The organism is Micromonospora sp. CPCC 205554 (assembly GCF_036902745.1).
Taxonomy (GTDB): domain Bacteria; phylum Actinomycetota; class Actinomycetes; order Mycobacteriales; family Micromonosporaceae; genus Micromonospora; species Micromonospora tulbaghiae.
The window spans coordinates 1-26,142 of the sequence record NZ_JBAKHP010000027.1 but is presented as its reverse complement, the minus strand read 5'-3'; the positions used below and the strand labels follow the sequence as shown (position 1 = coordinate 26,142).

Sequence of the window (26,142 nt, the reverse complement as noted above, 5' to 3'; positions counted from 1 at the left end):
GCGTGGCCCGGCCGCTCCGGTTGTGGCACTGTTGCCGTGTGCCGCCCACACCACCGGACCAGCTGGCCGTTCCGCAACTGCACCGCGCCGCGCGCTTCGAGGACGCCGTGCACGGCCTGGTGGAGCGCCGGTTGCGGCGCACCGGGTGGCAGCCCAACATCATCGCGTACGCGGGCTACGGCGCCCCGGGCTGGGCGCGCGTGCTCTGCCGGGTGCTGCTGGGGCGTCCGGACACGCGGCGGCGGGGCCGGCTGGACAAGGTGCGGGGCTGGCGCAGCTTCGCCACGTTGCCCGCCAAGCACGTCAAGGTGACCATCGAGGCCGACGGCGTGCGCCAGGAGGTGACCGCCGACCGCAGCGGCTTCGTCGACACCGTGATCGAGGCCGACTTCACCCCCGGCTGGGGCTGCGTACGCCTCAGCGTCGCCGACGCCGAGCCGGTGGAGGCGCTGGTCCGCGTCCTCGACCCGGCCGTGCGCTTCGGCATCCTCTCCGACATCGACGACACCGTCATGGTGACCGCGCTGCCCCGGCCGCTGCTCGCCGCGTGGAACACGTTCGTGCTGGACGAGCACGCCCGCACCGCCGTGCCCGGCATGGCGGTGCTGTACGAGCGGCTGGCCACCGCCCACCCGGGCGCGCCGGTCTTCTACCTGTCCACCGGCGCCTGGAACGTCGCGCCGACGCTCACCCGGTTCCTGTCCCGGCACCTCTACCCGGCCGGGCCGCTGCTGCTCACCGACTGGGGGCCGACCGCCGACAGGTGGTTCCGCAGCGGGCGGGAACACAAGCGGGCCACGCTGGCCCGGCTGTCCCGGGAGTTCCCCGAGGTGCGGTGGCTGCTGATCGGTGACGACGGGCAGCACGACCCGGAGATCTACCGCGAGTTCGCCGCCGCGCAGCCGGACCACGTCGCAGGGGTGGCAATCCGGCAGCTGTCGCCGACCCAGTCGGTGCTGGCAGGCAGCCTGCCGGCCCCGGCCGGCCGGTCCTCATCGGGCCCGATCGGCCAGAAGTGGCTGAGCGCCCCCGACGGCGCCGGCCTCTGGAAGCTCCTCCGAGAAGCCGACCTGGTCTGACCGTCCCCCTCTTCTCTCCCGTCGATCATGAGGTTGACGGCCTTGTGGATCTCCAGAAGTGCCGCCAACCTCATGATCAACGGGGTGTCAGCCAGAGAACGCCCAGCGGGGGGATGCGCAGGGACGCCGACGCAGGCAGGCCGTGCCAGGGCACGTTCTCGGCGTGCACCTCGCCCAGGTTGCCCACGCCGGAACCGCCGTAGTGGTGGGCGTCCGTGTTCAGCGTCTCGGCCCACGTACCGGCCGCGGGCAGGCCGATCCGGTAGTCCTCCAGCGGGGCCGCGGAGAAGTTCGCCACGCACACCAGCGTCTGCCCGTCCGGGGCGATCCGGATGAACGACACCGTGTTGTTGGCGACGTCGTCCCCGGCGATCCAGCGGAAGCCGGCCGGGTCGGTGTCCTGCGCCCAGAGCGCCGGGGTCTCCCGGTATACCCGGTTCAGGTCGGCGACCATCCGTTGCACACCGGCGCGGGCCGGGTCGTGGGTCAGGTACCAGTCGAGGCCGCGCTCCTCGCTCCACTCCCGGTCGTCGGCCAGCTCGCAGCCCATGAAGAGCAGCTGCTTGCCCGGGTGCGCCCACATGTACGCCAGCAGCGCCCGCACGGTGGCCAGCCGCTGCCACGTGTCGCCGGGCATCTTGCCGGCGAGGGAGCCCTTGCCGTGCACCACCTCGTCGTGGCTGATCGGCAGCACGTAGTTCTCGCTCCACGCGTACGCCAGAGAGAACGTGAGCTGATGGTGGTGGTGCTGCCGGTAGATCGGATCCTTCGAGGTGTAGAGCAGGGTGTCGTGCATCCAGCCCATGTTCCACTTGAACCCGAACCCGAGCCCGCCGTCCGAGGTCGGCTTCGTGACGCCCGGCCAGGCGGTGGACTCCTCGGCGATCATCAGGACGCCCGGGTGGTGCCGGTAGACGGTGGCGTTGACCTCCTGGAGGAACGCGATCGCCTCCAGGTTCTCCCGGCCGCCGTGCACGTTCGGGGCCCACTGCCCGTCGGACCGGGAGTAGTCCAGGTAGAGCATCGAGGCGACCGCGTCCACGCGCAGCCCGTCGATGTGGAACTCGTCCAGCCAGTACAGCGCGTTGGCGACCAGGAAGTTGCGGACCTCGTTGCGGCCGAAGTCGAAGACGTACGTGCCCCAGTCGGGGTGCTCGCCGCGACGCGGGTCGGGGTGCTCGTACAGCGGGGTGCCGTCGAAGCGCGCGAGCGCCCACTCGTCCTTGGGGAAGTGCGCCGGCACCCAGTCCAGGAGCACGCCGATGCCGGCCGCGTGCAGCCGGTCCACCAGGTACCGGAAGTCGTCCGGGCCGCCGAACCGGGCGGTGGGCGCGTAGTAGCCGGTGACCTGGTAACCCCACGAGCCGCCGAACGGGTGCTCCATCACCGGCAGGAACTCCACGTGGGTGAAGCCCATCTCCAGCACGTACGCGGTGAGCTGCTCGGCCAGTTCCCGGTAGCCGAGGCCGGGCCGCCAGGAGCCCAGGTGCACCTCGTACACGCTCATCGGCTCCTGGTGCGGCGCCTGCCGGGACCGGCGCGCGAGCCAGTCCGCGTCGCCCCACTCGTACCGTGACTCGTGCACCACCGACGCGGTGGCCGGCGGCACCTCGGTGCGCGCGGCCATCGGGTCGGCCTTGTCCCGCCACCGACCGTCGGCGCCCAGGACGCGGTACTTGTAGCGGGTGCCCACCGGCAGGCCCGGCACGAAGATCTCCCACACGCCGCTGGACCCGAGCGACCGCATCGGCCAGCCGTCGTCCGGCGCCCAGCCGGTGACGTCGCCGACGAGCCGCACGGCGCGGGCGTTGGGCGCCCAGACGGTGAACGCGACGCCCTCGTCGAACACGCGGGCGCCGAGCGCCGCCCAGAGCCGCTCGTGCCGGCCCTCGCCGATCAGGTGCAGGTCGAGGTCGCCGAGCGTGGGCGGATAACGGTACGGGTCGTCGTGCGTGGTGCCGTCCACCTCGACCCGGTAGTCGAGCACCTCGCCGGGGAGCACCGCCTCGAAGACACCGGCGTCGTGCACCCGCTTCATCGGGTGCCGTTCGCCGTCGGCGAGCACCGTCACCTCGCCCGCGCCCCGGCGCAGCGTCCGGATCGTGGTGCTCCCACCGGCCGGATGTGCGCCGAGCACGGCGTGCGGGTCGTGTACCTCGCCGGTGATCAGCTGGTCCATCGGGCGTCGTCCTTGTCGGCCGGTGCGGTCGGGGCGGTGCCGCCGGAGAGGTCGGCGGGTACGTCTTCCACTGTGAGGTCGGGCGCGGCCGGGTGCTCCGGTTCGGCGACGGCCTCCGGTGCGGCCGGGCGGCGCACGGTGAGCACGTGCGCCGGTTGCAGGTACGGGTCGAGGCGTACCGCGTTGCGCTGACCCCAGTCGTACTCGGCGCCGGTCAGCTCGTCGCGCACGGTGAACCGCTCGTGCCAGTCCAGGCCGAGCGCCGGCATGTCGAGTGTGGTGTTGCCCCACTGCACCTCGCGGGAGTCGAACGAGCAGACCACGATCACCGTGTTGCCGGTCTCCGGGTCGTGCTTCGACCAGCACAGCAGCGCCGGGTTGTCGATGTCGTGGAACCGCAGGTTGCGCAGCTGGTGCAGGGCGGGGTTGTCCCGGCGTACCCGGTTCAGCGTGGTGATGAACGGCGCCAGCGACCGGCCCTGCGCCAGCGCGGCGTCCCAGTCCCGGGGCCGCAGCTCGTACTTCTCGTTGTCCAGGTACTCCTCCGCGCCCGGGCGCGCCACGTGCTCGAACAGCTCGAACCCCGCGTACATGCCCCAGGAGGGGGACAGCAGCGCGGCCAGCACCGCCCGGATCTTGAACATCGGCGGGCCGCCGTGCTGCAACGACGAGTGCAGGATGTCCGGCGTGTTGGGCCAGAAGTTGGGCCGCATCCAGTCGACCGAGGCGACCAGTTCCTCGCAGTACTCCCGCATCTCGGCCGCCGTCGTGCGCCAGGTGAAATAGGTGTACGACTGGGTGAAGCCGATCTTGCCGAGCCCGTGCATGATCGCCGGCCGGGTGAACGCCTCGGCGAGGAACAGCACGTCCGGGTCGACCTTCTTGACCTCGGCGATCAGCCAGTGCCAGAAGTCGAACGGCTTGGTGTGCGGGTTGTCCACCCGGAAGATCCGGATGCCCTCGCCGACCCAGTGCAGCACGACCCGCAGCACCTCGGCCCGGATGCCCTCGGGGTCGTTGTCGAAGTTCAGCGGATAGATGTCCTGGTACTTCTTGGGTGGGTTCTCCGCGTACGCGATGCTGCCGTCGGCGCGGGTGGTGAACCACTCCGGGTGCTCGGTGACCCACGGGTGGTCCGGCGCGCACTGCAACGCCAGGTCCATCGCCACCTCCAGCCCCTGCTCGGCGGCGGCCGCGACGAAGTCGCGGAAGTCCTCCGGCGTACCCAGATCGGGGTGGATGGCGTCGTGACCGCCCTCGGCCGCGCCGATCGCCCACGGCGAGCCGACGTCGTCCGGCCCGGCGGTGAGCGCGTTGTTGCGGCCCTTGCGGTTGACCCGGCCGATCGGGTGGATCGGCGGCAGGTAGAGCACGTCGAAGCCCATCGCCGCGACGCCGGGCAGCCGTTCCATCGCGGTGGCGAACGTGCCGGAACGGGCGGGCGCGTCGACGGTGGCCGGGATCGCGCCCTCGGAGCGGGGGAAGAACTCGTACCAGGCGGAGAAGAGCGCCCGGGGGCGGTCCACCCACAGCGTGCGCTCCTCGCCGGTGGTGACCAGCTCGCGCACCGGGTGCTCCCAGAGCAGGTCGGCCAGATCCAGCGCCGCGCTCACCCGCCGCGGCAGCTCCAGGTCGTCGTCGCTCAGCGTCCGCACGGCTTCGCGTACGCGATCACGGTCGGCCTTCGGCACCAGCTCCAGCGCGGCGGTCAGCACGCGGACGCCCTCGGCCAGGTCGTTCGCCAGCTCGGCCGGGCCCTGGCCGGCGGCCAGTTTCTTGGTGACCGCGTTCTGCCACGTCAGGTACGGATCTCCGAACGCCTCCACGGCGAAACGCCACTGGCCCACCGCGTCCGGGCGGATGGTGGCGTGCCAGCGGTCCTGGCCGGGCTCGCCCGGGCGCATCCGGGTGAACGGGCGGGCCGCGCCGTCGGGGCCGAGCCAGACCACGTTGCACCCGAGCGCGTCGTGGCCCTCGCGGTAGGCGCGCGCCGACACCGGCACGACCTCGCCGACCACCGCCTTGGCCGGGTAGCGACCGCAGGAGACGACGGGGGAGACGTCTTCGATCGGGAACCGTCCAGTCACCCGCTCAACCTACTGCGCGAGATCCTCTCGCGCTCGGTGACTTCACCTCAGAAGCCCCGCGCCGACGAGGGCGCCGGGCCGGTGCCGCTGAAGCACCCATACCGTTCCACCGACCGGCGTGGACGGCATCGAGTGGAACGCGACGGGTGTCAAAAGGGCTCCGAGACCACCCATGCCGTTCCATCGAACGGGTGGCGTTCAGGTTGACCGCTCGGCGATGAACACGAACTCCCGGCCGGGGCGGTCGGGGGCCTCGCGCACGTCTGTCAACCGGTGACCGGTGGCGGTCAGGCTCGCCTCGATCTCGTCGCGGTCGCGGAACCGCAGCGTGGAGTCCGACGTGAGGACCGTGCCGTCGCGCAGGAACCGGTACGTGTGCCGGAACGAGACCAGCGGCAGGTCGACCGCGGTGACCTGGAGGCGCTGCTCCACCGGCCCGACGCCCGGCACGTCCCGCAGGACAGGCGCGGTGTCCGCCCACTCCTCCCACGCGCGCCGCTCGGGGCGCCGGGTCTCGAACACGAGGTGCCCGCCGGGCCGCAGCGCGGCGTGCACGCCGCGCAGGGTCCGCGCCCAGTCGGTGTCGGACAAGAAGACCTGTGCCACGTTCCCGGTCATCGTGGCCAGGTCGGCGTGCAGCGGCGGCAGCGTCGTGGCGTCGCCGTGGACCCAGCGGACGCGGCCCTCGCGGTCCTTCGCCCGGGCGACGTCCAGCGACGCCTCGGCCGGGTCGACGCCGACGACCGTGTGGCCGTGCCGCGCGAGCAGGACCGCCAGGCAGCCGGTCCCGCAGCCCACGTCCAGCACCGTGCGTGCGCCCAGTTCACCGGCGATCGCGAGGTACGCGGCCAGGTCGTCCCGGTCGCCGTCGAAGGCGTCGTAGACGGCGGCGAGGCGAGGGTGGGCGAATATCGCGTCCGGCATCCCGGGACCGTACCCGCCGACCGGCGCCGTCGAGGGCCGTGCCGTCAGCCGAGGTCGTGTTCGGCGGGGCTGGTGTTGAGGACCCAGGCGAGCGGCATCGTCGCCCGGACCCGGTAGTCCGCGCCGTCCAGGCGGTGCATCGTGACGGTCTGCGCCGGATCCTGCTCGACGACCCAGTACTGCGGGATGCCCGCCGCGGCGTACTCGCCGCGCTTGGTCACGGTGTCGGTGCCCTCGGAGCCGGGCGAGACGATCTCGGTCACGAGAAGCACGTCGGCGGGCGGCAGCCACACGCCGTCGGCCTGCGTCTTGCTCCACACCACGAGGTCGGGGATGCGTCCACCGACCCCGCCGTGCCGTCCCGGGATGCGCAGCCCGACAGCCTGGGCGACGTGATCCGCCGGTACGCCACCCTGGGCGAGCCACACCATGAGCCGGGTCGCGATGATCGCATGGGCGTATCCCGGCGGCGGCATGATCGAGAGAACTCCCTCAGGGCTGATCTCGTATCGATGGTGCTCGTCCGCGGCCATCATCGCGGTCAGGTCGTCGAGCGACACGGTCGACGGCATGGACCTGCCCACCGCCTCTGCGCTCATGCCGGAATCGTACCGGCCACGGCGGGCACGGACACGCACCGCCCAGCGGTCAGCCGGTGGCGCCGACCGAGCCGTACACCTCGATCGTCTGGCGGGCGATCGCGTCCCAGGAGAAGTGCTCCACCGCGCGCCGCCGTCCCGCCGCGCCGAACGCCGCGATCCGCGCCGGGTCGGCCAGCAACTCGTTGATCCGCGCGGCCAGGTCGGCCACGAAACGCTCCGGGTCCAGCGGCGTGCCCGAGCCGTCACCGGCCTGCTCGATCGGCACCAGCAGCCCGGTCTCGCCGTCGGCGACCACCTCCGGGATGCCGCCGGTGGCGGTGGCCACCACCGCGGTCTCGCAGGCCATCGCCTCCAGGTTGACGATGCCCATCGGCTCGTAGACGGACGGGCAGGCGAAGACCGTGGCGTGGGTGAGCACCTGGATCACCTCGTGCTTGGGCAGCATCGCCGCCACCCAGATCACCCCCGACCGGGTGGCCCGCAGCTCCGCCACGAGACCCTCCACCTCGGCGGCGATCTCCGGGGTGTCCGGCGCGCCGGCCAGCAGCACGAGCTGGGTGTCGGCGGGGAGTTCCCGGGCCGCCCGCAGCAGGTACGGCAGGCCCTTCTGCCGGGTGATCCGCCCGACGTAGACCACGCTGGGCCGGGCCGGGTCGATGCCGAGCCGGTCGAGCACGTCGGTGCCCGGGTCCGGAGCGTACTGCGCGGTGTCGATGCCGTTGTAGACCACGCGTACCCGGTCGGGGTTCACCGCCGGGTAGGCGGTGAGCACGTCGCGCCGCATGCCCGCGCTCACCGCGATGATCGCGTCCGCCGACTCGAAGGCGGTCCGCTCGCACCAGGAGGAGAGCGCGTACCCGCCGCCGAGCTGCTCGGCCTTCCACGGGCGCAGCGGCTCCAGGCTGTGCGCGGTGACCACGTGCGGCACCCCGTGCAGCAGCTTCGCGGTGTGCCCGGCCAGGTTGGCGTACCAGGTGTGGCTGTGCACCACGTCGGTGCCGGCGGTCCCGGCGGCCATCTCCAGGTCGACGCCCATGACCCGCAGCGCGGCGTTCGCGCCGGCGAGCGGGGCCGGTTCGGCGTACGCGGTGACGCCCGGTTCGTCGCGGGGCGCGCCGAAGCAGTGCACCCGCACGTCGGCGAGCCGGCGCAGCTCGCGGGCGAGGTATTCCACGTGCACCCCGGCGCCGCCGTACACCTCCGGCGGGTACTCGCGGGTGAGCAGGTCGACGCGCATCGGTGCCATGCCCGCACCCTAGTGCAGAGCGCCATGTCGCACCCGGTGCGCAAGTGTGGGCGTCCGAGTGGTGAAGTCGGTTCGACATGGTTAGCGTCTGAGCATGGCTGCCAAGGTGCTCGCGATCGTCCTGGCCGGCGGGGAGGGCAAGCGCCTGATGCCCCTGACCACCGACCGGGCGAAGCCCGCCGTCCCCTTCGGCGGGATGTACCGCATGGTCGACTTCGTCCTCTCCAACCTGGCGAACGCCGGCTTCCTCAAGATCGTCGTGCTGACCCAGTACAAGTCCCACTCGCTGGACCGGCACATCACCAAGACCTGGCGGATGTCGACGCTGCTCGGCAACTACGTCACGCCGGTGCCCGCGCAGCAGCGCCGCGGCCCGTGGTGGTTCGCCGGCTCGGCCGACGCGATCTACCAGAGCTTCAACCTGATCAACGACGAGCAGCCCGACCACGTGATCGTCTTCGGCGCCGACCACATCTACCGGATGGACCCCCGGCAGATGGTCGAGGACCACATCGCCTCCGGCGCCGGGGTCACGGTGGCCGGCATCCGGCAGCCGCTCGCGACGGCCGACCAGTTCGGCGTGATCGAGGTCGGCGAGGACGGCAAGCGCATCCGCGCGTTCCGGGAGAAGCCCACCGACGCGGTCGGGCTGCCCGACGCGCCGGACGAGATCTACGCCTCGATGGGCAACTACGTGTTCAGCACCCGGGCGCTGTGCGAGGCGGTCGAGCGCGACGCGGCGGACAAGACGAGCAAGCACGACATGGGCGGCAGCATCATCCCGATGCTCGTCGAGCGCGGCGAGGCGAACGTCTACGACTTCAAGGACAACGAGGTGCCCGGCAGCACCGACCGCGACCGCGGCTACTGGCGGGACGTGGGGACGCTCGACTCGTTCTACGACGCGCACATGGACCTGATCAACGTGCACCCGGTGTTCAATCTCTACAACTTCGAGTGGCCCATCTACACCGAGCAGCCGCCGTACCCGCCGGCCAAGTTCGTGCACGCCTGGGGCGAGCGGGTGGGCCGCGCGGTCAGCTCGATGGTGTCGCCCGGCTCGGTGATCTCCGGCTCGCTGGTGGAGAACTCGATCGTGGCGCCGAAGGTGAAGGTCCACTCGTGGGCGCACGTCGACGGCGCCGTGCTGATGGAGGGTGTCCAGATCGGCCGCCACGCGGTCGTCCGGCGCGCGATCCTGGACAAGAACGTCCACGTCCCGGAGGGCGCCGAGATCGGCGTCGACCTGGAGAAGGACCGCCAGCGCTACACCGTGTCCGACAACGGCATCGTCGTCATCGGCAAGGGCCAGCGCGTCGAGCCCTGAGCAGTCCCCACCGCATCACCGAGGAGGATCCCGCAGTGGCCCACCCCCGTGCCGGCCAGCCCGCCCGGCCCGCCGACCTGGTCGACGTGCCCCGGCTGGTCACCGCCTACTACGCCGAGCACCCGGACCCGGACGACCCGGCGCAGCAGGTCTCCTTCGGCACCTCCGGTCACCGCGGCTCCAGCCTGCGCAACGCCTTCAACTCCGACCACATCCTCGCCGTCACCCAGGCCCTGTGCGACTACCGGCGCGAGCAGGGCCTTTCCGGGCCGCTGTTCCTCGGCCGGGACACCCACGCGCTCTCCGCGCCCGCCGAGGCCGACGCGCTGGAGGTGCTCGCCGCCAACGACGTCACAGTGCTGCGCGACAGCCGCGACGGCTACACCCCGACGCCCGCCGTCTCGCACGCCATCCTCACCCACAACCGGGGTCGCACCAGCGGCCTCGCCGACGGCATCGTGATCACCCCGTCGCACAACCCGCCGTCCGACGGCGGGTTCAAGTACAACCCCACCCACGGCGGGCCCGCCGACACCGACGCCACGAAGTGGATCCAGGACCGCGCGAACGCCATCCTCGCCGCCGGGCTCAAGGAGGTGAAACGCATCCCGTACGCGCGGGCGCGCGCCGCCGCCACCACCGGTGAGTACGACTTCCTCGCCCGGTACGTCGACGACCTGCCCGCCGCGCTGGACATCGACGCGATCCGCGACGCCGGGGTGCGCATCGGCGCGGACCCGATGGGCGGGGCGAGCGTGGCGTACTGGGGCGAGATCGCCGACCGGCACCGCCTCGACCTCACCGTGATCAACCCGCTCGTGGACCCGACGTGGCGGTTCATGACGCTCGACGGCGACGGCAAGATCCGGATGGACTGCTCCTCGCCGAACGCGATGGCCTCCCTGATCGCGGCCCGGAACGACTACGCGGTCTCCACTGGCAACGACGCCGACGCGGACCGGCACGGCGTCGTCACGCCCGACGGCGGACTGATGAACCCGAACCACTACCTGGCCGTGGCGATCGGCCACCTGTTCCGTACCCGGGAGCAGTGGGGCCCGGCCGCGGCGGTGGGCAAGACCCTCGTCTCGTCCTCGATGATCGACCGGGTCGCGGCCGACCTCGGCCGCCCGCTTTTGGAGGTGCCGGTCGGGTTCAAGTGGTTCGTGCCCGGCCTGCTCGACGGCACCGTCGGCTTCGGCGGCGAGGAGAGCGCCGGCGCGTCGTTCCTGCGCCGCGACGGCGGCACCTGGACCACCGACAAGGACGGCATCCTGCTCTGCCTGCTCGCCGCCGAGATCATCGCCACCACCGGCCGCAGCCCCAGCGAGCACTGGGCCGAGCTGGCCGACCGCTTCGGCGCGCCCTCGTACGCCCGGATCGACGCCCCGGCCGACCGGGCGCAGAAGGCGGTCCTGGCGAAGCTCTCGCCGGAGCAGGTCACCGCGACCGAGCTGGCCGGTGAGCCGATCACCGCGATCCTCACCACCGCACCGGGCAACGGCGCCGCGATCGGCGGGCTCAAGGTGACCACCGAATCCGGCTGGTTCGCCGCCCGCCCGTCCGGCACCGAGGACGTCTACAAGATCTACGCCGAGTCGTTCCAGGGCCCGGAGCATCTGGCCCGCATCCAGGAGGAGGCGAAGGCGCTGGTCGACGGCGTGCTCGCCACCGCCTGACCCGGCTCAGCGGGGCGGGGGCAGCTCCCGGCGGTTGAGCTGCTCCCGCAACCCGTCCGGCAACAGCTCGCGCAACTGGTCCGGCAGCAGGGGCAGGTCCAGCAGGCTCAGCTTGAGCTGGTTGCGCTCCTGGTAGCGGCGCGGGTCGAGACGGACCACCCGGCCGGCGTCCTTGACGTACCGGATGTGCACCGAACCCTCGGTCGCCGCCTGCCGGATCAGCAGGCCGTCCATCTCCACCGCCACCGGCGCCGAGTCCGCGCGCAGCTCCAGGTGCACCGTCTCGTGCGCGGAGAGCAGCACCGAGCGGGAGATCCCGGCCATCGGCGCGGACGGCGTCACCACCATCGCCTCGGTCGCGGGCGAGATCAACGGGCCGCCGGCGGCATAGCTGTACGCGGTCGAGCCGGTCGGCGTGCTCACCACCAGCGCGTCGCACCGGTAGTAGCCGTACCGCTGGCCGTCCACCGCCAGGGTGGCCGTGACGAAGCCCGCGCCGGGCTGCCGGACCAGGGCGATGTCGTTGAACGCCACCACGTCGTCGCCGCAGACGTCACAGGCCAGGCAGGCGTGCGACTCGACGGTGAAGTCGTGCTCCACCAGCCGTTCCAGCGCCCGGGGCAGGTCCGGCGGTTCCACCTCGACCAGGAAGCCGAGCCGGCCCAGGTGTACGCCGAGCACCGGCTTCGGGTCGTGGACGGCCATCCGCAGCGCGCCCAGCATGGTGCCGTCGCCACCGATGCTGATCAGCGCGGCGCAGCGCCCGGCCAGCTCGTCGGCCGCGATCGCCTCGACCGAGGCAGGTACGCGCGTGCGGTCCTCGGCGCGTACCGCGAGCGTGATCCGGTGTCGGGCCGCCCAGTCCGCGATGATCCGCACCACCTCGGAGACGTCCCGGGTGGGGTGCAGCACCAGCCCCAGCACATCGCCCGCCACCGCTACAGCTCACCACACCGGCGGCGGATGTGCCCGGCGTTCGATCCCTCGGTCGAGGCGAGATCCGCATCGGCGGCGGGACGCGCCGTGACCTGCCGGGCGAGCCGTCGTTGACCCTTTGTGCCGCAGGGTGCCTGGGGCCGGGGAAACGCCTCCAGAAGATGAACGGATTCCGCACCTCATGATGTTGTTCCTCGCCGTGGTGACTCTGCTGGCCGTTCTGCACTACGTCGTGGCCGTCCGTACGTACGGTCTGCTCACCCCGGACGGACTCTTCGTCATCTCGCAGCTGCTGATGGCCCTGGGGACGGTGCAGCTCGTTGATCCGGACTCCGCCACCGAGACGTTCTATGCCCGGCTCGTGCTCGGTGCGGTGGCGACGTACCTCCTGGTGAGCATGGTGACGTTCATGTCCTTGCGAGCCGGCCGGCGTGCCGTCCCGCGCAAGGTGGGCGACCACGCGCCCTACACGTTCCGTCTCGTGCGGCCGACACCGAGCGTGCTGGTCGTGACGGTGCTGTCGATGGCGGCCACCGCTGCGTACTTCGCCGCGGTCGGGTACAGCGCCTTCGTCGTGGGCCTGCGGGGGGTGCTCAGCGGACAGACCGAGGACGTGAGTACGCTGCGCCTGCAGTCGTACGCGGGCGAGGACTACTTCTTCCCCGGGTACGCTAACCAGTTCCGCAACGTTCTGCTGCCCGCGCTGGCCGTGGTCCTCGCGGTGTGGTTCTTCAACCAACGCGGTCTGATGGGCCGGGTTTTCGCGTTGTTCCCGCTCGGCCTGGCGACGCTGGCTCTCGTCGGCACCGGTCAGCGCGGGGCGTTCTTCCTGTTTCTGCTGACCCTCGTCGTCTACTCGTTCCTCGCTGTCGGCCGCGCGATGTCCCGCTGGGTGCTGCTCGTGCCGGTGCTCGGAGCGCCTGTGGTCTTCGTCGCGACGCAGGTGCTGGGACGAAGTGCGGATGGCGAGGGGCACCCGGTCACGGCCGCCGCGACCGAGCTGTACCGGCGCTTCATGGAGGACAATCAGTTGTCCGGGCTCGCCGCCTTCAACTACACGTCTCAACTGCCGGTGCGCCACGGCAGTGAGTGGCTCCGCTCGCTGTCCGGCGTACTGCCCGGCGACCGGGGAAGCAGCCTGGCCAACGAGGTGTTCGCGACGCTCTACGGCTCGACGGTCGGCACGTCCCCGCCGTCGCTGTGGGGGTCGATCCATCACAACTTCGGCACAGTCGGGGTGCTGGTCGGGGCCGCGCTCCTCGCCTTTCTGCTTCAGAAGATCACCTTCAACGGACTGCGCCGGCCCAGCTACAACTCCCTGGAACTGATGGGGTATGCCGGAATGACAGTGGTTCTGGGCACGTGGGCCGTCGGCGGCCCCGAGACGCTCCTCAACACCGGGCTCGTCGCCTATCTGGCGCTCTGGTACTGGGGAGGCCGGATCAAGCCGGAGCAGACCACGCTGTCGGCGCGGGCACGCCGTACCGCGTCCGCGGCCCCGTTGGCCCCGGGTCACGAGGCGGTCGGGTGGCGGCCGGGACCGCAGACGGCCGGGCCGGAGCGGAGAACACCTGTCGGAGCGGGTCGATAAGGCGTGCGCGCGGACCAGGCGCGGCGGGCCACCCGCCGTGGCGCCCCCGGACCGCGCCTGACCGCGGCCCGTCGTGGCGTGCTGAGCATCGCCTCGGGAACCGTTGGCGGTCAGATGCTCCTGCTCGCCGCGGCACCGGTGCTGGCGCGCCTCTACGCGCCGGCGGACTTCGGCGTATTCACCGTGATCGCGACGCTGGTGGCGACTGTCGGCGCGGTCGCGGCACTCCGCCTCGAAATGGCCGTTCCGCTGCCCACGGAGGACAAGGACGGCGATTCACTCGTGGCCCTCGGGCTCCTCTGCGCGCTGTCGACGGGCACGCTGGGCACGCTGGTGGTGGCGGTGGCGGGGGAGCCGATCGCCGACGCCTACGACCAGCCCGCCCTGCGCGTCTGGCTCTGGCTCGTCCCGTGGGCGGCGGCGGCGACGGGCTGCCTGCTGGTGCTGAACCAGCTCGCGGTCCGCGATCGCCGCTACGCCGCCATCGGTCGGCGCAATTTCCTGCAGGCCGTCGCTACGCTTGCGGCCCAGGTGATCTTCGGAGCAGCCGGCGTACGAGCCGGCGGGCTCTCCCTCGGTCTCGCGGCCGGGCAGGTGGCCGGGTCGCTCATGCTGGTGCCGGGCGCTCGCCTGCGTGATCCCGGTACGCGTGCCGCCTTCCACCCCAGGGTGCTGCGGCGGACCATGCGGCGGTACCGCCGGTTCCCGCTCGTGCTCGCGCCGTCCGGGCTGGTCAACGTGCTGGGAAACCAGCTGCCGGTCCTGCTCATCGCCCTCTGGTACGGCAGCTCCGTCGCCGGGTGGCTCGGCCTCACCCAACGAGTCCTGGCGGCGCCGGTGGCCCTGGCCGGCACCGCGATCGCCCAGGTCTACCTCGGGGAACTCGCCCGGGTGGCACGTGAGGAGCCGCAGCGAGCTCACCCGATGTTCCTCGGCGCGAGCCGTCGGCTGACCATGATCGCGCTTCCGGCCGCGGTCGTCGCGATCCTGGCGGCGCCTTCGGCGTTCCGGCTGCTGTTCGGTCCGCAGTGGGCCGACAGCGGCGCGTACGGGCAGGCTCTCGCCATCGGCGCGGCCGCGCAACTGGTCGCGTCACCGTTGTCGCAGACGCTTGTCGTCTTCGGCAGGCAGAAGCTGCAGCTCGCCTGGGACGTGGGCCGGGTGGTGGTCGTCGTCGGCGCGGTCGCGGGTGTCTGGCTGCTGGGCGGCTCGGCTCTCGCCGCCGTCTGGGCGTTCGGGATCGCCGCCGCCGTGGCCTATCTGGTCTGCTGGCTGCTCTCGCTGACGACGGTGCGGGCCCAGGGCCGCGTCCCGGGCAGGCCGGTCGCGCCGACGGGACGGACCCGGGAGCCGGAGTCGGTGTGACCCCGGCTATACGGGACATATCGCTTGCATAACTACGTATGCCCTCAGAGCGTTAGGTAATGGATAATAAAGACCTTCGAGGAACGAGTCCCGATGCATCCGCGACCCCGACTCCTGATCATTGCCTACGTCTTCCCGCCGTCGGAGTCGGTGGGTGCCCGCCGACCCGGTGAGCTGGCGCGTTACGCCGCCGCCCGGGGGTGGGACGTCCGGATCCTGACAGCGACGCCGGCGGGCGCGGGATCGCCTGATGCCGGTGTTCCGGCGAGCGACGTCCTTCGGGTGGCACCGGTGCCGGACTCGGCCCGCGTAGTCTCCTCGGTCCGCCGGGCGGAGGCCCAGGCGAGAGTGGGCCGGCGCCGCGTGCTGACCGTCCTGGGCACGCTGGGACGCGAGATCCTGGTCCCCGACGCCTGCGTCAACTGGGTCGTGCCCGCCGTGCGCGCGTTTCTTCGGGGCGGCCGGGGGGACTGGCGACCCGACGTGGTCATGGTGACCGGCCCGCCGGCGTCGGCCTACCTGGTTGCCGCCGCCATCGGCCGCCGCCTGCGCGTGCCCTGGGTGGCGGACTACCGAGACCTGTGGACGGTGGGCAACGACTACTGGCCGTACGGCAGGACGCGGATCCGGCGGGTCATCGATCGCCGGATGGAACGAGCGCTGCTCCGATCGGCCGCCGCGTGCGTCACGATCTCCGAGCCCTTGGCCGAGATCATGCGCTCGACGTTCGGGATCGAGACGTCGGTGGTGATGAATGGCATCGACCCGCGTCCACCGCAGTCGACGGGCGAGCCGACCGGCCAGGTGGCCGCAGCGGACGTGCCCGGACGAGCACGGCTGACGGTGGCGCACACAGGCCGCCTGAACCCCGGCAAGCGGGATCCCTCGCCACTACTGGACGCTGTGGCACTCCTCGGCCCGGAGGCCCGACGCGTCCACGTCGTCTTCGCCGGTGAGGACAACGGGGTCGCGCAAGCCGCTACCGAACGCGCCGGTGTCTTCGATTCGGTGACGAACCTGGGTGAGGTGTCGGCCGAGAAGTCGTGGCGGGTGCAGGCGGAGGCGGACGTCTTGGTGCTGGTGATGTGGAACGATCCGCGCGATGCCGGGACGGTGCCGGGGAAGTTCTTCGACTACCTGCGCGCCCGACGTCCGATCCTCATGATCGGACACCCCGTCGGGATCGTTGCCGAGATCCTGCGTACCCGTCGGGCCGGCGTCGTCCTCAGTGACCCGGCGCAAATCGCGGAGCAGTTGCGACTCTGGCTGAGCGAGAAGGACCAGCACGGCCACATCGCCGAGGTGCCGGCGTCGGCGCTCGCCGGACTTTACCGGGACGACCAGATGGCGAAGTACCTGGAAATTCTCGCCGACGTCGCCGGAATGCGACGGAACCGCCTCTGACCGCCGCCCCGCCGGTAGCAGGCGTCGCGGTGCCCGCTACCGGCGACGCCGCCCCTACCGCGAGCCGTCCGCGGGCAGCTGCCACCGGGAGCGGGCGGCATACAACTGGGCGATCATCTCGGACCAGGCGGGCGGCCGGTAGCCGGTGGCGGCGGCGAACGAGTCGGCCGACAGCGACCGGTCGCAGACGAAGCCGTCGTAGGGGACGATGTCGCCAGTCCAGTGATACTCGGACGCCACCAGCCTGAGCAGGTCGTACTTGGTGATCGGCGTCGCCGCGACGTGATAGAGCCCCGTAAGGTCGGTACGCGGAAGAACCACGGTACGCAGGACACGAGCGAGTTCGAGCGTGGTCAGGCCGCTGTAGACGGCTTTCGTGTAACCCCGTACCGAGCCCGTCTGGCCGAGGAACCAGTCGACCAGGGAACGGTTCGAGGTGAGTTCGTGACCGATGATCGAGGTCCGCAACGTCAGTGCGTGCGGACCGGTCACCTCGCCCAGCAGCTTCGACCGCCCGTACAGGTCGGGTGGGTCGGGCAGGTCCGTCTCGACGTAGTCGCCACGGTCACCGGAGAAGACACAATCCGTGCTGACGTGTACGAGACGGGCACCCACCAGGGCGCAGTGACGGGCCAGCAGGTGAGGGAACAGGGCGTTGAGCTGGATCGTGCCGACGGCGTCCTGTACCTCCGGACGCTGTTTGACAACACCCACACAGTTGACCACCACTTCCGGCCGCAGACGCCGGATCAGTGAGCCGACGTGGTCGACGTCGCGTGCGTCGATGCCGGTCTCGACGCGGGCGGCGAGCACGGGCGGCAGCAGCCCGGCCAGGTCGGTGCTCCGGCAGGTGCCGCGCACGTCGATGGCGTGTTCCCGGTCGAACTCCCGCAGCAGGGTGTGGCCGAGCATTCCGGTGACACCCAGAACGAGAACGCGTGTCATGCCTTCCTCCTCCTGCGGTGGCCGCGTCTGGCGCGCCGCTCGACGGCGCCGGTCAGTAGATCGGCGAGCACCTGCGCGTTGATCTCCTCACTCATGTGGGCCAGGTAGTGCCGCCGGGCGGCGTGGCCCATGTCGCGTAGCCGGTCCCGCGGTGTGGACCGGGCCCGCCGGATCACCGCGGCCAGCGCGGCCGGGTCGCCGGGGGGTGCCGCGAATCCCGCGTTCGCGCCGGTCACGATGCGCGCGGCGTCACCGGGGGCACACACGAGAGCCGGCCGGCCGCTCGCCAGGATCGCCTGCACCTTCCCGGGCAGGGTGATGTGGAACAGCGGTTCGTCCGCTAGGGACACCAGCTGAAGCTGGGCGTCGGCCATGGCGGCCGCGATCCGCTCCGGCGCGATCTGGTCGGCGAAGTGCACGGTGGCCAGTCCGCTGGCCATGGCCCGCTCGCGCAGCGAGTCCCGTTCGACCCCGCCACCCACCAGTACGAGGTGCACGTCGGGCAGATCGCGCAGTTGCTCCATCGCCTCGACCGCGACGTCGAGCCGCTGCGCGGCGCCGAGGTTGCCGGCGTACATGACGACGAAGGCGTCCGGATCGATGCCGAGCCGAACCCGGAAGGCACGATCCGGTTCGGCCGGCTGCATGACCTTCTCGTCTGCCCAGTTGTAGACGACGGACACCTTCTCCGCCGGGATGCCGCGCTCGATGAGCGTCCCGCGCAGCCCGGGGGAGGGGACAGTGATGTGGTCGGCCCAGCGGTAGACGCGGTCGGTCAGTGCACCGAGAGCGCCGGCTGCCAGGCGCCTGCCCGCACCGCCGGTGAGGAAGCCGGTGGCGAACACCGAGTCCGGCCAGAGGTCCATCACCATGAGGACGTACGGGGTGTGCCACCGCATCCGGGCGGCCATCGCGGCGGTGGCAGCGGTGATGGGAGAGCCGTAGACGAGGCTCACATCCGCCGAGCGCAGCACTTCGCCCCCGGCCAGAGTGGACGAGGCGGCCCAGCTCAGGTAGTTGGCAGTTCGCCGGACGGTCGAGCGGTCGTGGCTCGGGTAGAGGGGGGTGCGCAGCACACGCAGACCGTCCAGATCCTCGATGCTCCGGCGATCGGCACGGTATCCGGCAGGCACGATCCCGGTCGGATAGTTCGGCACGCCGGTCAGCACGTCCACGGCGAAGTCACGTCGCTCCAGCGACCGCGCGATGCCCAGGGGGATGCCGGTCGGCTCGGGCGGGAACCACTGCGTGACGAGGGCGATCCGATGTGCCCGCGCCGCGCCGCCCGCGACCCCTTCGCCGGTCACGACGGTCGCGCCGGTGCGGCCATGGCCGGTTGGCTGATCTGGTCGAGCTGCGCTCGCAACTCCGGCAGGGTCGCCAGCAGGTCCATCACTTCCCTGACATCGAGCCGGCGCGCGTTGTGCGAGTGGTAGTCGACCCGGTGCTCCCGGTTCGTGTCGCCCTCGTCGAAGTAAAGGCCGTAGTTCAGGTCACGACTGTCCACCGGTACGCGGAGGAAGTCGCCGAAGTCCTCGGCGCGGGCCAGGTCCTCGCGGCTGGCCAGCGTCTCGTACAGCTTCTCCCCGTGCCGGATGCCCAGCACGTCGAACTTCGCCGGGACGCCGAACAGGTTGCACAGCGCGACGGCGAGATCCTCGATGGTGCAGGCATCCGCCTTGCGGATGAACACGTCACCGGGCTGACCGTGGTGGAAGGCGTGTTCGACGAGTTCGACCGACTGCTCCAGCGACATCAGGAAGCGGGTCATCGTCGGTTCAGTCACGGTGAGCGGCACGCCCCCGCGGATCTGCTCGACGAACAGCGGGATGACCGAGCCGCGGGAGTACATGACGTTGCCGTACCGGACGCAGCAGACCCGGGTCCGGGCGCCGGGGTTGTTGCGGGCGTGGGCCTGTGCCACCTTCTCCATGAGGGCCTTCGTCATGCCCATCGCGTTGACCGGATAGACGGCCTTGTCGGTGCTGAGCAGGACCAGTGCCTCCACGCCGTTGCGCTCGCAGGCGTCAACAACGTTGGCGCTGCCCAGGACGTTGGTCCGGACCGCCTCCAACGGGAAGAACTCGCAGGAGGGCACCTGCTTGAGCGCCGCCGCGTGGAACACGTACTCGACTCCGCGGGTGGCCTTCAGCGTGCTGTCGTAGTCGCGGACGTCGCCGACGTAATAGCGCACCCGATCGTCCCGGAGCCGGTGCCGCATCGCGTCCTGCTTGGACTCGTCGCGGCTGAGCACCCGTACCTCTTCGGCGCCGGCCTTCAGCAGGCGAACGACCATGGTCTGGCCGAACGAGCCGGTGCCACCGGTGATCAGGAAGCGTCGGCCCGAAAGCGAGGAAGCCACATCTCCTCCAGTCTCCCCCGTTCCGCTGACGGGAGCTCACATCGCAATTGCACGTTACTTGCTCATAACGACGAGGAAGCAAGAAAACAGTAACAAGGGAATAATTCGCTGATTACTCTCGTTCGGCCGCCACCGGGCACGTCGCCTGCTCGTTGGTCCAACGAGCAGAAGTCGCTGGTGGAAGTTGGGCCAGCCGGGCGAAAGGCAGTTCATGACACGGGTGATGACAGTGGTCGGGACCAGGCCGGAGATAATCCGGCTCTCCCGGGTGATCGCGGGCCTCGACGACACTGTGGAGCACGTGCTCGTGCACACCGGGCAGAACTGGGACAGCACCCTGTCCGACGTCTTCTTCAAGGAGTTGCGGATCCGCGAGCCCGATCGGTTCCTGCAGGTCGACACCGCGTCCCTGGGGCGCGTTCTCGGTGGCGTCCTCATCGGGATGGAGGCCGCGATAGCGGAGACGCGCCCGGACGCCCTGCTCGTCCTCGGGGACACGAACAGCAGCATCGGAGCCCTGATGGCACGCCGTATGAAGGTGCCGGTTTACCACATGGAAGCGGGCAACCGCTGCTTCGACCTCAACGTCCCGGAGGAGACGAACCGCCGCCTGGTCGACCACATCGCCGACTTCAACCTGGTCTACAGCGAACACGCGCGGCGCAACCTGCTGACGGAGGGTCTGCATCCGCGGCGCATTCTGCACACGGGCTCGCCGATGCGAGAGGTGCTGGAGCACTACCGGCCGGCGATCGCGGCGTCCACGGTGCTGAGCCGGCTCGACCTGACCGCCGGCCGCTACTTTCTCGTCAGTGCGCACCGGGAGGAGAACGTCGACCGCCCGGATAGGCTCGCCCGGCTGCTGGAATGCCTGCGCGCGGTCCGGGACGCGTGGGGATTCCCGGTCCTCGTCTCCACGCACCCGCGAACGCGCAACCGGCTGGAGGCGCTGGCCCCGGAGGCGAACCTGCTGGACGGCGTCGTCTTCCACGAGCCGTTCGGTCTGCCCGACTACGTCCACCTGCAGACCGCCGCCTACTGCACCCTGTCGGACAGCGGGACGATCAGTGAGGAGGCCGCGATCCTCGGCTTCCCTGCCGTCACGCTCCGGGAGTCGATCGAACGGCCGGAGGCGCTCGACGTGGGGGGCATCATCATGACCGGGTTGGACCCGGCGGGGGTGACGGAGGCCGTCCGGGTGACCGTCCGGCAGCACGCCGGGGAAGGCGTTCCCTGCCCGGTCGACTACCAGGTCACCGATACGTCACGACGGGTGGTCGATTTCATCCTCTCGACGGTCCGCCGGCACCACGAATGGGCGGGCATCCGCCGCTGACGGCGCCGGGCCGAGCGGTGCCGGCGTGGCAACCGCACCGCACGATCGTCAGAGGCGTGGCGCGGTTACACAGCGGTCCGGGCGGCCAGGAACTCGTCGACAGCACCGAGCACCGTGCTGATCTGCGGCTCCGTGAGCGCGCTGCCACTGGGTAGGGTCAGCCCCTCCGCGAAGAGGTCGTCGGCGGCTCCGCTCAGGACGCTCTCGGCGTCGGCGAAGGCGGGCTGGCGGTGCATGGGTTTCCACACCGGCCGGGTCTCGATGTCCCTCTTCCGCAGTTGTTCGGCCAAGTCGGCCGCGTGCCAACCGGCGCGGTCGGGGCGCACTCGGATGACGGTCAGCCAGCAGTTCGAGGCGTCGTCCGCCGCGCCGACGAGTTCCACTCCCGGCACGGACGTGAACAGCTTGGCGTACCGGTCCCGTAGCTGCCGGCGTCGTCCGATCATGCCGTCGAGCCGGATCAGCTGCGCCCGGCCGAGGGCGGCGAGCAGGTTGCTGAGCCGGTAGTTGTAACCGGTCTCGCGGTGCTCGTAGTGCGGCGTCGGCTCGCGCGCCTGGGTGGCGAGGTGCCGGGCGCGTGCCAGCAGCGACAGGTCATCGGAGACGAGCATCCCGCCGCCCGAGGTTGTCATGATCTTGTTGCCGTTGAAGGAGAGCGCGGCGGCCCGCCCGAACGACCCGGCCGCCCGCCCGCGATGTGCCGCGCCGAGCGCCTCCGCGGCGTCCTCCACCACCGGCACCCCTGCCTCGGCGCAGACCGGGAGCAGGCGGGTGTAGTCGGCGCAACTGCCGAACATGTCCACCGGAACGACAGCGGCCACCCGTTCGCCCCGGCCGCGCAGCCGGTGCAGCACCTCCGCGAGCAGCGACACGTCGATGTTGCCCGTGTGTGGGTCACAGTCGACGAAGACCGGTCGCGCGCCGGTGTACCGGACCGCGTTGGCGGTCGCGACGAACGTCAGCGTGGGTACGACCACCACGTCCCCAGCGCCGACACCCACACCGAGCAGGGCCAGATGCAGCGCCGCCGTGCCGGAGCTGACCGCCACCGCTCCCCGCGTGCCGACGCGCGACGCGATCTCGCGCTCGAACTCCTCGAGGTCGGGGCCGATGGGCGCCACCCAGCCGGACCGCAGCGCGGCGATCAGGTAGGACTCCTCCAACGGGCCGACGTCCGGAGCCGACAGATGCACCAGGCCGGTCATGACGTCTGCTCCCGTCCGGCCGGGGCGTGGGCGGCGGGTTCCCCGGCCGTCCCCGCGGTGTCGAGGAACTCCGGCACGAGCATGTAGAGGAGTCGTTTCGACCGGCTGGACCGGGCGGACGGGAGCGGCTCCATCCTCGCGAGCACACCCGGGAACGACATGCTCCAACCTCCGCACGAGTACGTTACCGAAACCGGCCCCACCTCCGGACAGGTGGTGTAAGGCCGCGATCGGGACCGGACAGGCCGATCTCCCGGATCAACCGTGCCGGGGGCCCGGAGGAAACGGCTGGGAGTGCGGACCACTCCGTGGGGTCACGGCGCCGGGGCAAGGCCGTCGTGCACGGGCACCCAGAATCCGGCGTACACGCCGGCGGTGATCCGGTAGCTCATCCTGCCGTTCACCCAGGCGGTGGCGTCGAACGGTGCGGCGGAGCTGCGGGGGAAGGTGAACGTCTTGCTCTCGACGACGTTCCAGGTCGCCCCGTACCGGTGCCCGGTGTAGGTGCCGGCACTGAACCACAGCGTCCGCTGCGGCGCGTAGCTGTGCCGCACGACCGCACCGAGCAGGATCCGTTCGCCAGGCGTCTCGGGCACGAGGAACCCGGCGAGAGCTCCGTTGGACATGCGGTAGTGGATGCCGCGCCCGGGGACGCGGATGCGTTGGTCGGCGTTCGCCTGGGACTGCCGGGACAGGGTCAGGGACTTCTGCTCCAGCACCGAGCCGGTGGAGGAGAACCGATAGCCGACGTGCGCCCCGCCGGAGAAGACGACGGTGCCGGAGACGGCCGGCGTCGGGTAGTCCTCGCGGAACAGATCGGCCAGAGCCGCGAAGACCGGCGCCCGCGTCAATTCGTACGTCTTGAGCAGCTGACCGATGTGCACGGGATGGTAACTCGCGTACGAGGTCGGGCACCCGATCGAATAGCGACTGATCCACTGCGGAGCACGGAACGTCGAAGGCACGTGGCGGCGCAGCGTGGTGGCGGCCCCGTCGAAGAGGGCGACGGCCCGTTGGTCACCGGTCAGCCGCCAGTAGTCGTACGCGCCGTAGAGCGCGAAGATGTGGCCGTTCAGCACGCGCTCGCCGGTCACGCCCGGGGTCACCGGATACTCTTCGAGCCACAGGTATCCGGCGTCGTCCACCCAGCCGGCCCAGGGCAGTCCGGTGGCCGGTGGAAGCAGGAGGCTGGCGAAGGTTCGGTCCGCGGCCTCGCGCCACTTCTGGTCCCTGGTGACCATGTACAGGCGGGCGAAGAGGCTGAGCAGCTGACCCTGCGCCATCGCGCTGTACCAAGGAGCACGAACCACGGGCATCTGGCTGCACCGTGGGAAGTCGAATTCGTAGGAGTACCACCAGGCCAAACGCGATTCGACCCTGCGATCGAGGTTCCGCTGTGCCTGAGCCATCGCCCGGTCGAGGAAGAGCTGATCACGGTTGGCGAGGTAGGTCCGCAGGTTGCTCAGTCCCCACTGTGCCTGGGCGACGGGATGGTCGTAGGTCTGGCCGTTGTACGAGAACAGCCTGACGCCCTGGTCGTCGTGCGGGTTCGGGTCCACCCGCGGGGCCAGAGGGCCGTCGTTGTAGGGCAGGCCGCTCTCCGGCACGGACTGCGGATGGTAGCCGTCCCGGGCGTAACCGCTCAGGTCCGCCGACCGGTTCGGCGCGGTGCCGATGGCGGCCGCGGCGGGATCTCCGGCGAGGGCCACGAGGGTCGCGGTCAGTGCCAGGACCAGCAGGCGGTACGTCATGTGCTTGGGCCTTCCGTACGTGGTACCCATACCGGCACGGTAGGAAGGAAGCTGCTCTTTGTGGTACAAGTATCGACCTTCCGACATTCGGCCGTATTAATGCGAAAACAGCTCACTTGAGGCGGACGAGCCCGGCGGTCCCGTGGCAGTAGAGTGCGCCCGTGCTGCACCTGCGGATCATCGCGCCGGGCGACCGCTCGTCCGCCGTGGCGGACCTGCTCGCCGACGCGCCAGGCGTGACCCATCTGGTCGTCGTACCGGGCGCCGCCCGGCGGCCCGCCGGCGACCTCATCCTCTGCGATGTCGTCCGGGAGAGCGCGGACCACGTCCTGCACCGCCTGCAGAGCCTCGACGTCGACGTACGCGGCGGGATCGCCGCCGACGACGTCGAGCTGACCCTGTCCGAGGCGGCCGATCGGGCCGCCGAGGAGGCGCCCGGGCACGGCGAGGACGCCGTGGTCTGGGACGAGATCGCCGCGAAGACCGGTGAGCAGACGGTGCTCACCGGCACGTTCCTCGCCCTGATCGTCGTCGCCACCATGATCGCCGGGGTCGGCGTGCTGCTCGACCAGCCCATCCTGATCGTCGGCGCGATGGTGGTCGGCCCCGAGTTCGGGCCGCTCGCCGCGCTCTGCGTGGCGCTGCTGCGACGTCAGCCGCGCGTGGTCGGCCACTCGGCCAAGGCGCTGACGGTCGGTTTCCTCGTCGCCATGGCGGCCACCGTGCTGAGCACCTGGGCGCTCACCGCGGCCGGACTTGTCGACCGGGACATGCTGCTGGCGGAACGGCCGATGACCGACTTCATCTGGCGGCCCGACGCGTTGTCGTGGGTGGTGGGCCTGCTCGCCGGCGTGGCCGGCATGCTGTCGCTGACCTCGAAGAAGTCCGGCTCGCTGGTGGGTGTGCTGATCTCGGTGACCACCGTGCCGGCGGCGGCGAACGTGGCTGTCGCGTCCGCGTACGGCGTGTGGCACGAGGCGGCCGGCTCCGCCCTCCAACTGGTGATCAACCTGGCCGCGATCGTGCTCGCCGGGCTGCTCACGCTCGTGGTCCAGCTGTGCTGGTGGCGGCACGTCGCCCGGCGGGCCGCGCACGCGGTGCAACGGCAGCGGGCAGATCGGCGTCCGGCTCCGGTCAGCGCCAGTCGTCGCCCGCGTCGAGACGACGGCTGAGCAGCGTCGCCAGCGGCACCGACTCGCCGTCGCGACCGCCCCGGCCGACTACGAGCGGCGGCGCGCTGGGCCGCGGGTCGGCCCCTAGCAGCCGCGAGCGCAGACCCGGCGGCACGGTGAGCAGATAGAAACGCCCGTCCGTGTCCACCGCGCGGCTGTGCGCCCGGTCCACGTACCAGCCGGTGATCCGCGTGCGGTAGCGACCGCGCCCGTCGTGGCCGGTCGCGGTCAGCCGGTCGGCGCGCAGCCCGCGCCGCAGCGCCTCGGCTGCGAACCGGGCCACCAGCTCCGCGGCCTCCGCCTGCTCGGCCTCGCGTTCCCGGGCGGCGGCCTCCGCGTGCGCCCGCACCGCGTGGCGTCGCCGCTCCCGCCACCGCTCGTCGTCCTCACCGCCCACGACCGCGAGGGTACGCGGAACCGGCGCGCACACCGCCGAGGCTGCGGTGATCAAGGGGTTTGTGTCAGTCGAACGCCCCGAACAACCCATAAACTCCTTGGTCAACAACGCGCTTGGTGAGTGGTGTTCGGGGCTCTGGCACGCGTGCTGCCCCTGCCCGGCGTGATCAACTCCAGCTCGCCGAAGTGGTGGTGTCGCGGAGCCTCCGATGCCACCACCTCGGCGAGATTGTGTTGATCAAGGGTGTGATGCCGGTGCCTCGGCCGGCACGTCGCGGTTTCCCGGCGGGCGCTGCCGGGCTGGGCCGTTCGTGACCTCAGCCCGGCGGGACGTGTCAGGCCAGCCCGGCCCGGCGCAGCGCCTCCGCCATGGCGTCGTTGACCGGGGCACCGCCACCGCGCCCGGACCGCTGCTGCTGGCCACCGCGCGACGCGCCGCCCTGCCCGCCACCGCGTTGCCCGCCGCCGCCCGAGCCGCCGCGTTGGCCGCCTCCGCGCTGCGCGCCGCCCTCACCGCGCTGGCCGACCGGCACGAGTCGCAGCGCACCCGCTTCCC

The 26,142-nt window shown here is 71.2% G+C and carries 22 protein-coding genes; 9 read left to right on the top strand and 13 right to left on the bottom strand.

The window, feature by feature from the left end; genetic code table 11:
* Window positions 1–2 precede the first annotated feature (2 nt).
* Window positions 3–1,079, top strand: a complete 1,077-nt coding sequence (locus tag V6U82_RS25475; RefSeq protein ID WP_442933466.1) for an App1 family protein — start codon at window positions 3–5, stop codon at window positions 1,077–1,079.
* A 76-nt stretch (window positions 1,080–1,155) separates the two neighbouring features.
* On the opposite strand, the gene glgB is transcribed toward V6U82_RS25475, so the two are convergent.
* The 5 genes from glgB to glgA form a co-directional block, all read right to left on the bottom strand.
* Complete coding sequence (gene glgB / locus V6U82_RS25470) at window positions 1,156–3,258, bottom strand: 1,4-alpha-glucan branching protein GlgB (RefSeq protein ID WP_334465201.1); 2,103 nt, start codon at window positions 3,256–3,258, stop codon at window positions 1,156–1,158.
* Window positions 3,246–5,345: an alpha-1,4-glucan--maltose-1-phosphate maltosyltransferase gene (locus V6U82_RS25465; protein ID WP_334465200.1), complete on the bottom strand. Its 2,100-nt coding sequence runs from the start codon at window positions 5,343–5,345 to the stop codon at window positions 3,246–3,248. Before V6U82_RS25465 ends, glgB begins: the two co-directional genes overlap by 13 nt.
* Before the next feature lie 198 nt (window positions 5,346–5,543).
* The gene (locus V6U82_RS25460; protein ID WP_334465199.1) at window positions 5,544–6,269 is read right to left on the bottom strand and encodes a class I SAM-dependent methyltransferase; all 726 of its coding nucleotides are present in this window, start codon (window positions 6,267–6,269) and stop codon (window positions 5,544–5,546) included.
* 44 nt (window positions 6,270–6,313) lie between these two features.
* Window positions 6,314–6,868: a Uma2 family endonuclease gene (locus V6U82_RS25455; protein WP_334465198.1), complete on the bottom strand. Its 555-nt coding sequence runs from the start codon at window positions 6,866–6,868 to the stop codon at window positions 6,314–6,316.
* Between the two features lie 49 nt (window positions 6,869–6,917).
* Window positions 6,918–8,117 carry a glycogen synthase gene (glgA, locus tag V6U82_RS25450; RefSeq protein ID WP_334465197.1) on the bottom strand — a complete coding sequence of 400 codons (1,200 nt, stop codon included), beginning with the start codon at window positions 8,115–8,117 and terminating at the stop codon, window positions 6,918–6,920.
* Between the two features lie 94 nt (window positions 8,118–8,211).
* Here glgA and glgC point away from each other — a divergent pair, with 94 nt between their 5' ends.
* Together glgC and pgm are read left to right on the top strand one after the other, a co-directional pair.
* On the top strand, window positions 8,212–9,444 hold the full coding sequence (gene glgC / locus V6U82_RS25445) for a glucose-1-phosphate adenylyltransferase (protein ID WP_334465195.1): 1,233 nt from the start codon (window positions 8,212–8,214) through the stop codon (window positions 9,442–9,444).
* 35 nt (window positions 9,445–9,479) lie between these two features.
* Entirely contained in the window at window positions 9,480–11,123 is a 1,644-nt protein-coding gene (gene pgm / locus V6U82_RS25440) for a phosphoglucomutase (alpha-D-glucose-1,6-bisphosphate-dependent) (RefSeq protein ID WP_334465193.1), read from the top strand.
* A gap of 6 nt (window positions 11,124–11,129) precedes the next feature.
* Here pgm and V6U82_RS25435 read toward each other — a convergent pair whose 3' ends face one another.
* Window positions 11,130–12,059 (bottom strand): NAD(+)/NADH kinase, encoded by a 930-nt coding sequence (locus tag V6U82_RS25435; protein WP_128136391.1) that lies wholly within the window; start codon window positions 12,057–12,059, stop codon window positions 11,130–11,132.
* A gap of 181 nt (window positions 12,060–12,240) precedes the next feature.
* Here V6U82_RS25435 and V6U82_RS25430 point away from each other — a divergent pair, with 181 nt between their 5' ends.
* The 3 genes from V6U82_RS25430 (at window position 12,241) to V6U82_RS25420 (ending at window position 16,419) form a co-directional block, all read left to right on the top strand.
* Complete coding sequence (locus V6U82_RS25430; protein ID WP_334465189.1) at window positions 12,241–13,650, top strand: O-antigen polymerase; 1,410 nt, start codon at window positions 12,241–12,243, stop codon at window positions 13,648–13,650.
* A 3-nt stretch (window positions 13,651–13,653) separates the two neighbouring features.
* Window positions 13,654–15,015 carry a lipopolysaccharide biosynthesis protein gene (locus V6U82_RS25425; RefSeq protein WP_128136393.1) on the top strand — a complete coding sequence of 454 codons (1,362 nt, stop codon included), beginning with the start codon at window positions 13,654–13,656 and terminating at the stop codon, window positions 15,013–15,015.
* Window positions 15,016–15,108: 93 nt separating this feature from the next.
* Window positions 15,109–16,419 carry a glycosyltransferase gene (locus V6U82_RS25420; RefSeq protein WP_334465185.1) on the top strand — a complete coding sequence of 437 codons (1,311 nt, stop codon included), beginning with the start codon at window positions 15,109–15,111 and terminating at the stop codon, window positions 16,417–16,419.
* Between the two features lie 54 nt (window positions 16,420–16,473).
* Here the strand turns inward: V6U82_RS25420 and V6U82_RS25415 are convergent, their stop codons facing one another.
* The 3 genes from V6U82_RS25415 to V6U82_RS25405 are packed head-to-tail and all read right to left on the bottom strand — an operon-like array spanning window position 16,474 to window position 19,726.
* On the bottom strand, window positions 16,474–17,364 hold the full coding sequence (locus tag V6U82_RS25415; protein ID WP_128136395.1) for a dTDP-4-dehydrorhamnose reductase family protein: 891 nt from the start codon (window positions 17,362–17,364) through the stop codon (window positions 16,474–16,476).
* Window positions 17,361–18,671 carry a glycosyltransferase family 4 protein gene (locus V6U82_RS25410; RefSeq protein WP_128136396.1) on the bottom strand — a complete coding sequence of 437 codons (1,311 nt, stop codon included), beginning with the start codon at window positions 18,669–18,671 and terminating at the stop codon, window positions 17,361–17,363. The genes V6U82_RS25415 and V6U82_RS25410 overlap by 4 nt, the downstream gene beginning before the upstream one ends.
* Complete coding sequence (locus tag V6U82_RS25405) at window positions 18,668–19,726, bottom strand: polysaccharide biosynthesis protein (RefSeq protein WP_128136397.1); 1,059 nt, start codon at window positions 19,724–19,726, stop codon at window positions 18,668–18,670. The genes V6U82_RS25410 and V6U82_RS25405 overlap by 4 nt, the downstream gene beginning before the upstream one ends.
* Before the next feature lie 211 nt (window positions 19,727–19,937).
* Between V6U82_RS25405 and wecB the strand changes: the two genes are divergently transcribed.
* Window positions 19,938–21,062 carry a non-hydrolyzing UDP-N-acetylglucosamine 2-epimerase gene (wecB, locus tag V6U82_RS25400; protein ID WP_334465178.1) on the top strand — a complete coding sequence of 375 codons (1,125 nt, stop codon included), beginning with the start codon at window positions 19,938–19,940 and terminating at the stop codon, window positions 21,060–21,062.
* Window positions 21,063–21,127: 65 nt separating this feature from the next.
* On the opposite strand, the gene V6U82_RS25395 is transcribed toward wecB, so the two are convergent.
* The 3 genes from V6U82_RS25395 to V6U82_RS25385 all read right to left on the bottom strand — a co-directional run bounded on the left by V6U82_RS25395 (window position 21,128) and on the right by V6U82_RS25385 (window position 24,048).
* On the bottom strand, window positions 21,128–22,267 hold the full coding sequence (locus V6U82_RS25395; protein ID WP_128136399.1) for a DegT/DnrJ/EryC1/StrS family aminotransferase: 1,140 nt from the start codon (window positions 22,265–22,267) through the stop codon (window positions 21,128–21,130).
* The gene (locus tag V6U82_RS25390; RefSeq protein ID WP_181726496.1) at window positions 22,264–22,428 is read right to left on the bottom strand and encodes a hypothetical protein; all 165 of its coding nucleotides are present in this window, start codon (window positions 22,426–22,428) and stop codon (window positions 22,264–22,266) included. The genes V6U82_RS25395 and V6U82_RS25390 overlap by 4 nt, the downstream gene beginning before the upstream one ends.
* Window positions 22,429–22,581: 153 nt before the next feature.
* Window positions 22,582–24,048: a D-glucuronyl C5-epimerase family protein gene (locus V6U82_RS25385; RefSeq protein WP_334465172.1), complete on the bottom strand. Its 1,467-nt coding sequence runs from the start codon at window positions 24,046–24,048 to the stop codon at window positions 22,582–22,584.
* Between the two features lie 131 nt (window positions 24,049–24,179).
* On the opposite strand from V6U82_RS25385, the gene V6U82_RS25380 reads away from it, so the two are divergent.
* Entirely contained in the window at window positions 24,180–25,190 is a 1,011-nt protein-coding gene (locus tag V6U82_RS25380) for a DUF389 domain-containing protein (RefSeq protein WP_128136401.1), read from the top strand.
* On the opposite strand, the gene V6U82_RS25375 is transcribed toward V6U82_RS25380, so the two are convergent.
* On the bottom strand, window positions 25,153–25,587 hold the full coding sequence (locus V6U82_RS25375; RefSeq protein WP_334465169.1) for a hypothetical protein: 435 nt from the start codon (window positions 25,585–25,587) through the stop codon (window positions 25,153–25,155). The two genes, V6U82_RS25380 and V6U82_RS25375, sit on opposite strands and share 38 nt — an antisense overlap.
* Before the next feature lie 331 nt (window positions 25,588–25,918).
* Here V6U82_RS25375 and V6U82_RS25370 point away from each other — a divergent pair.
* A partial coding sequence (locus V6U82_RS25370) for a hypothetical protein (protein ID WP_334465167.1) occupies window positions 25,919–26,142 on the top strand: 224 nt, incomplete at its 3' end.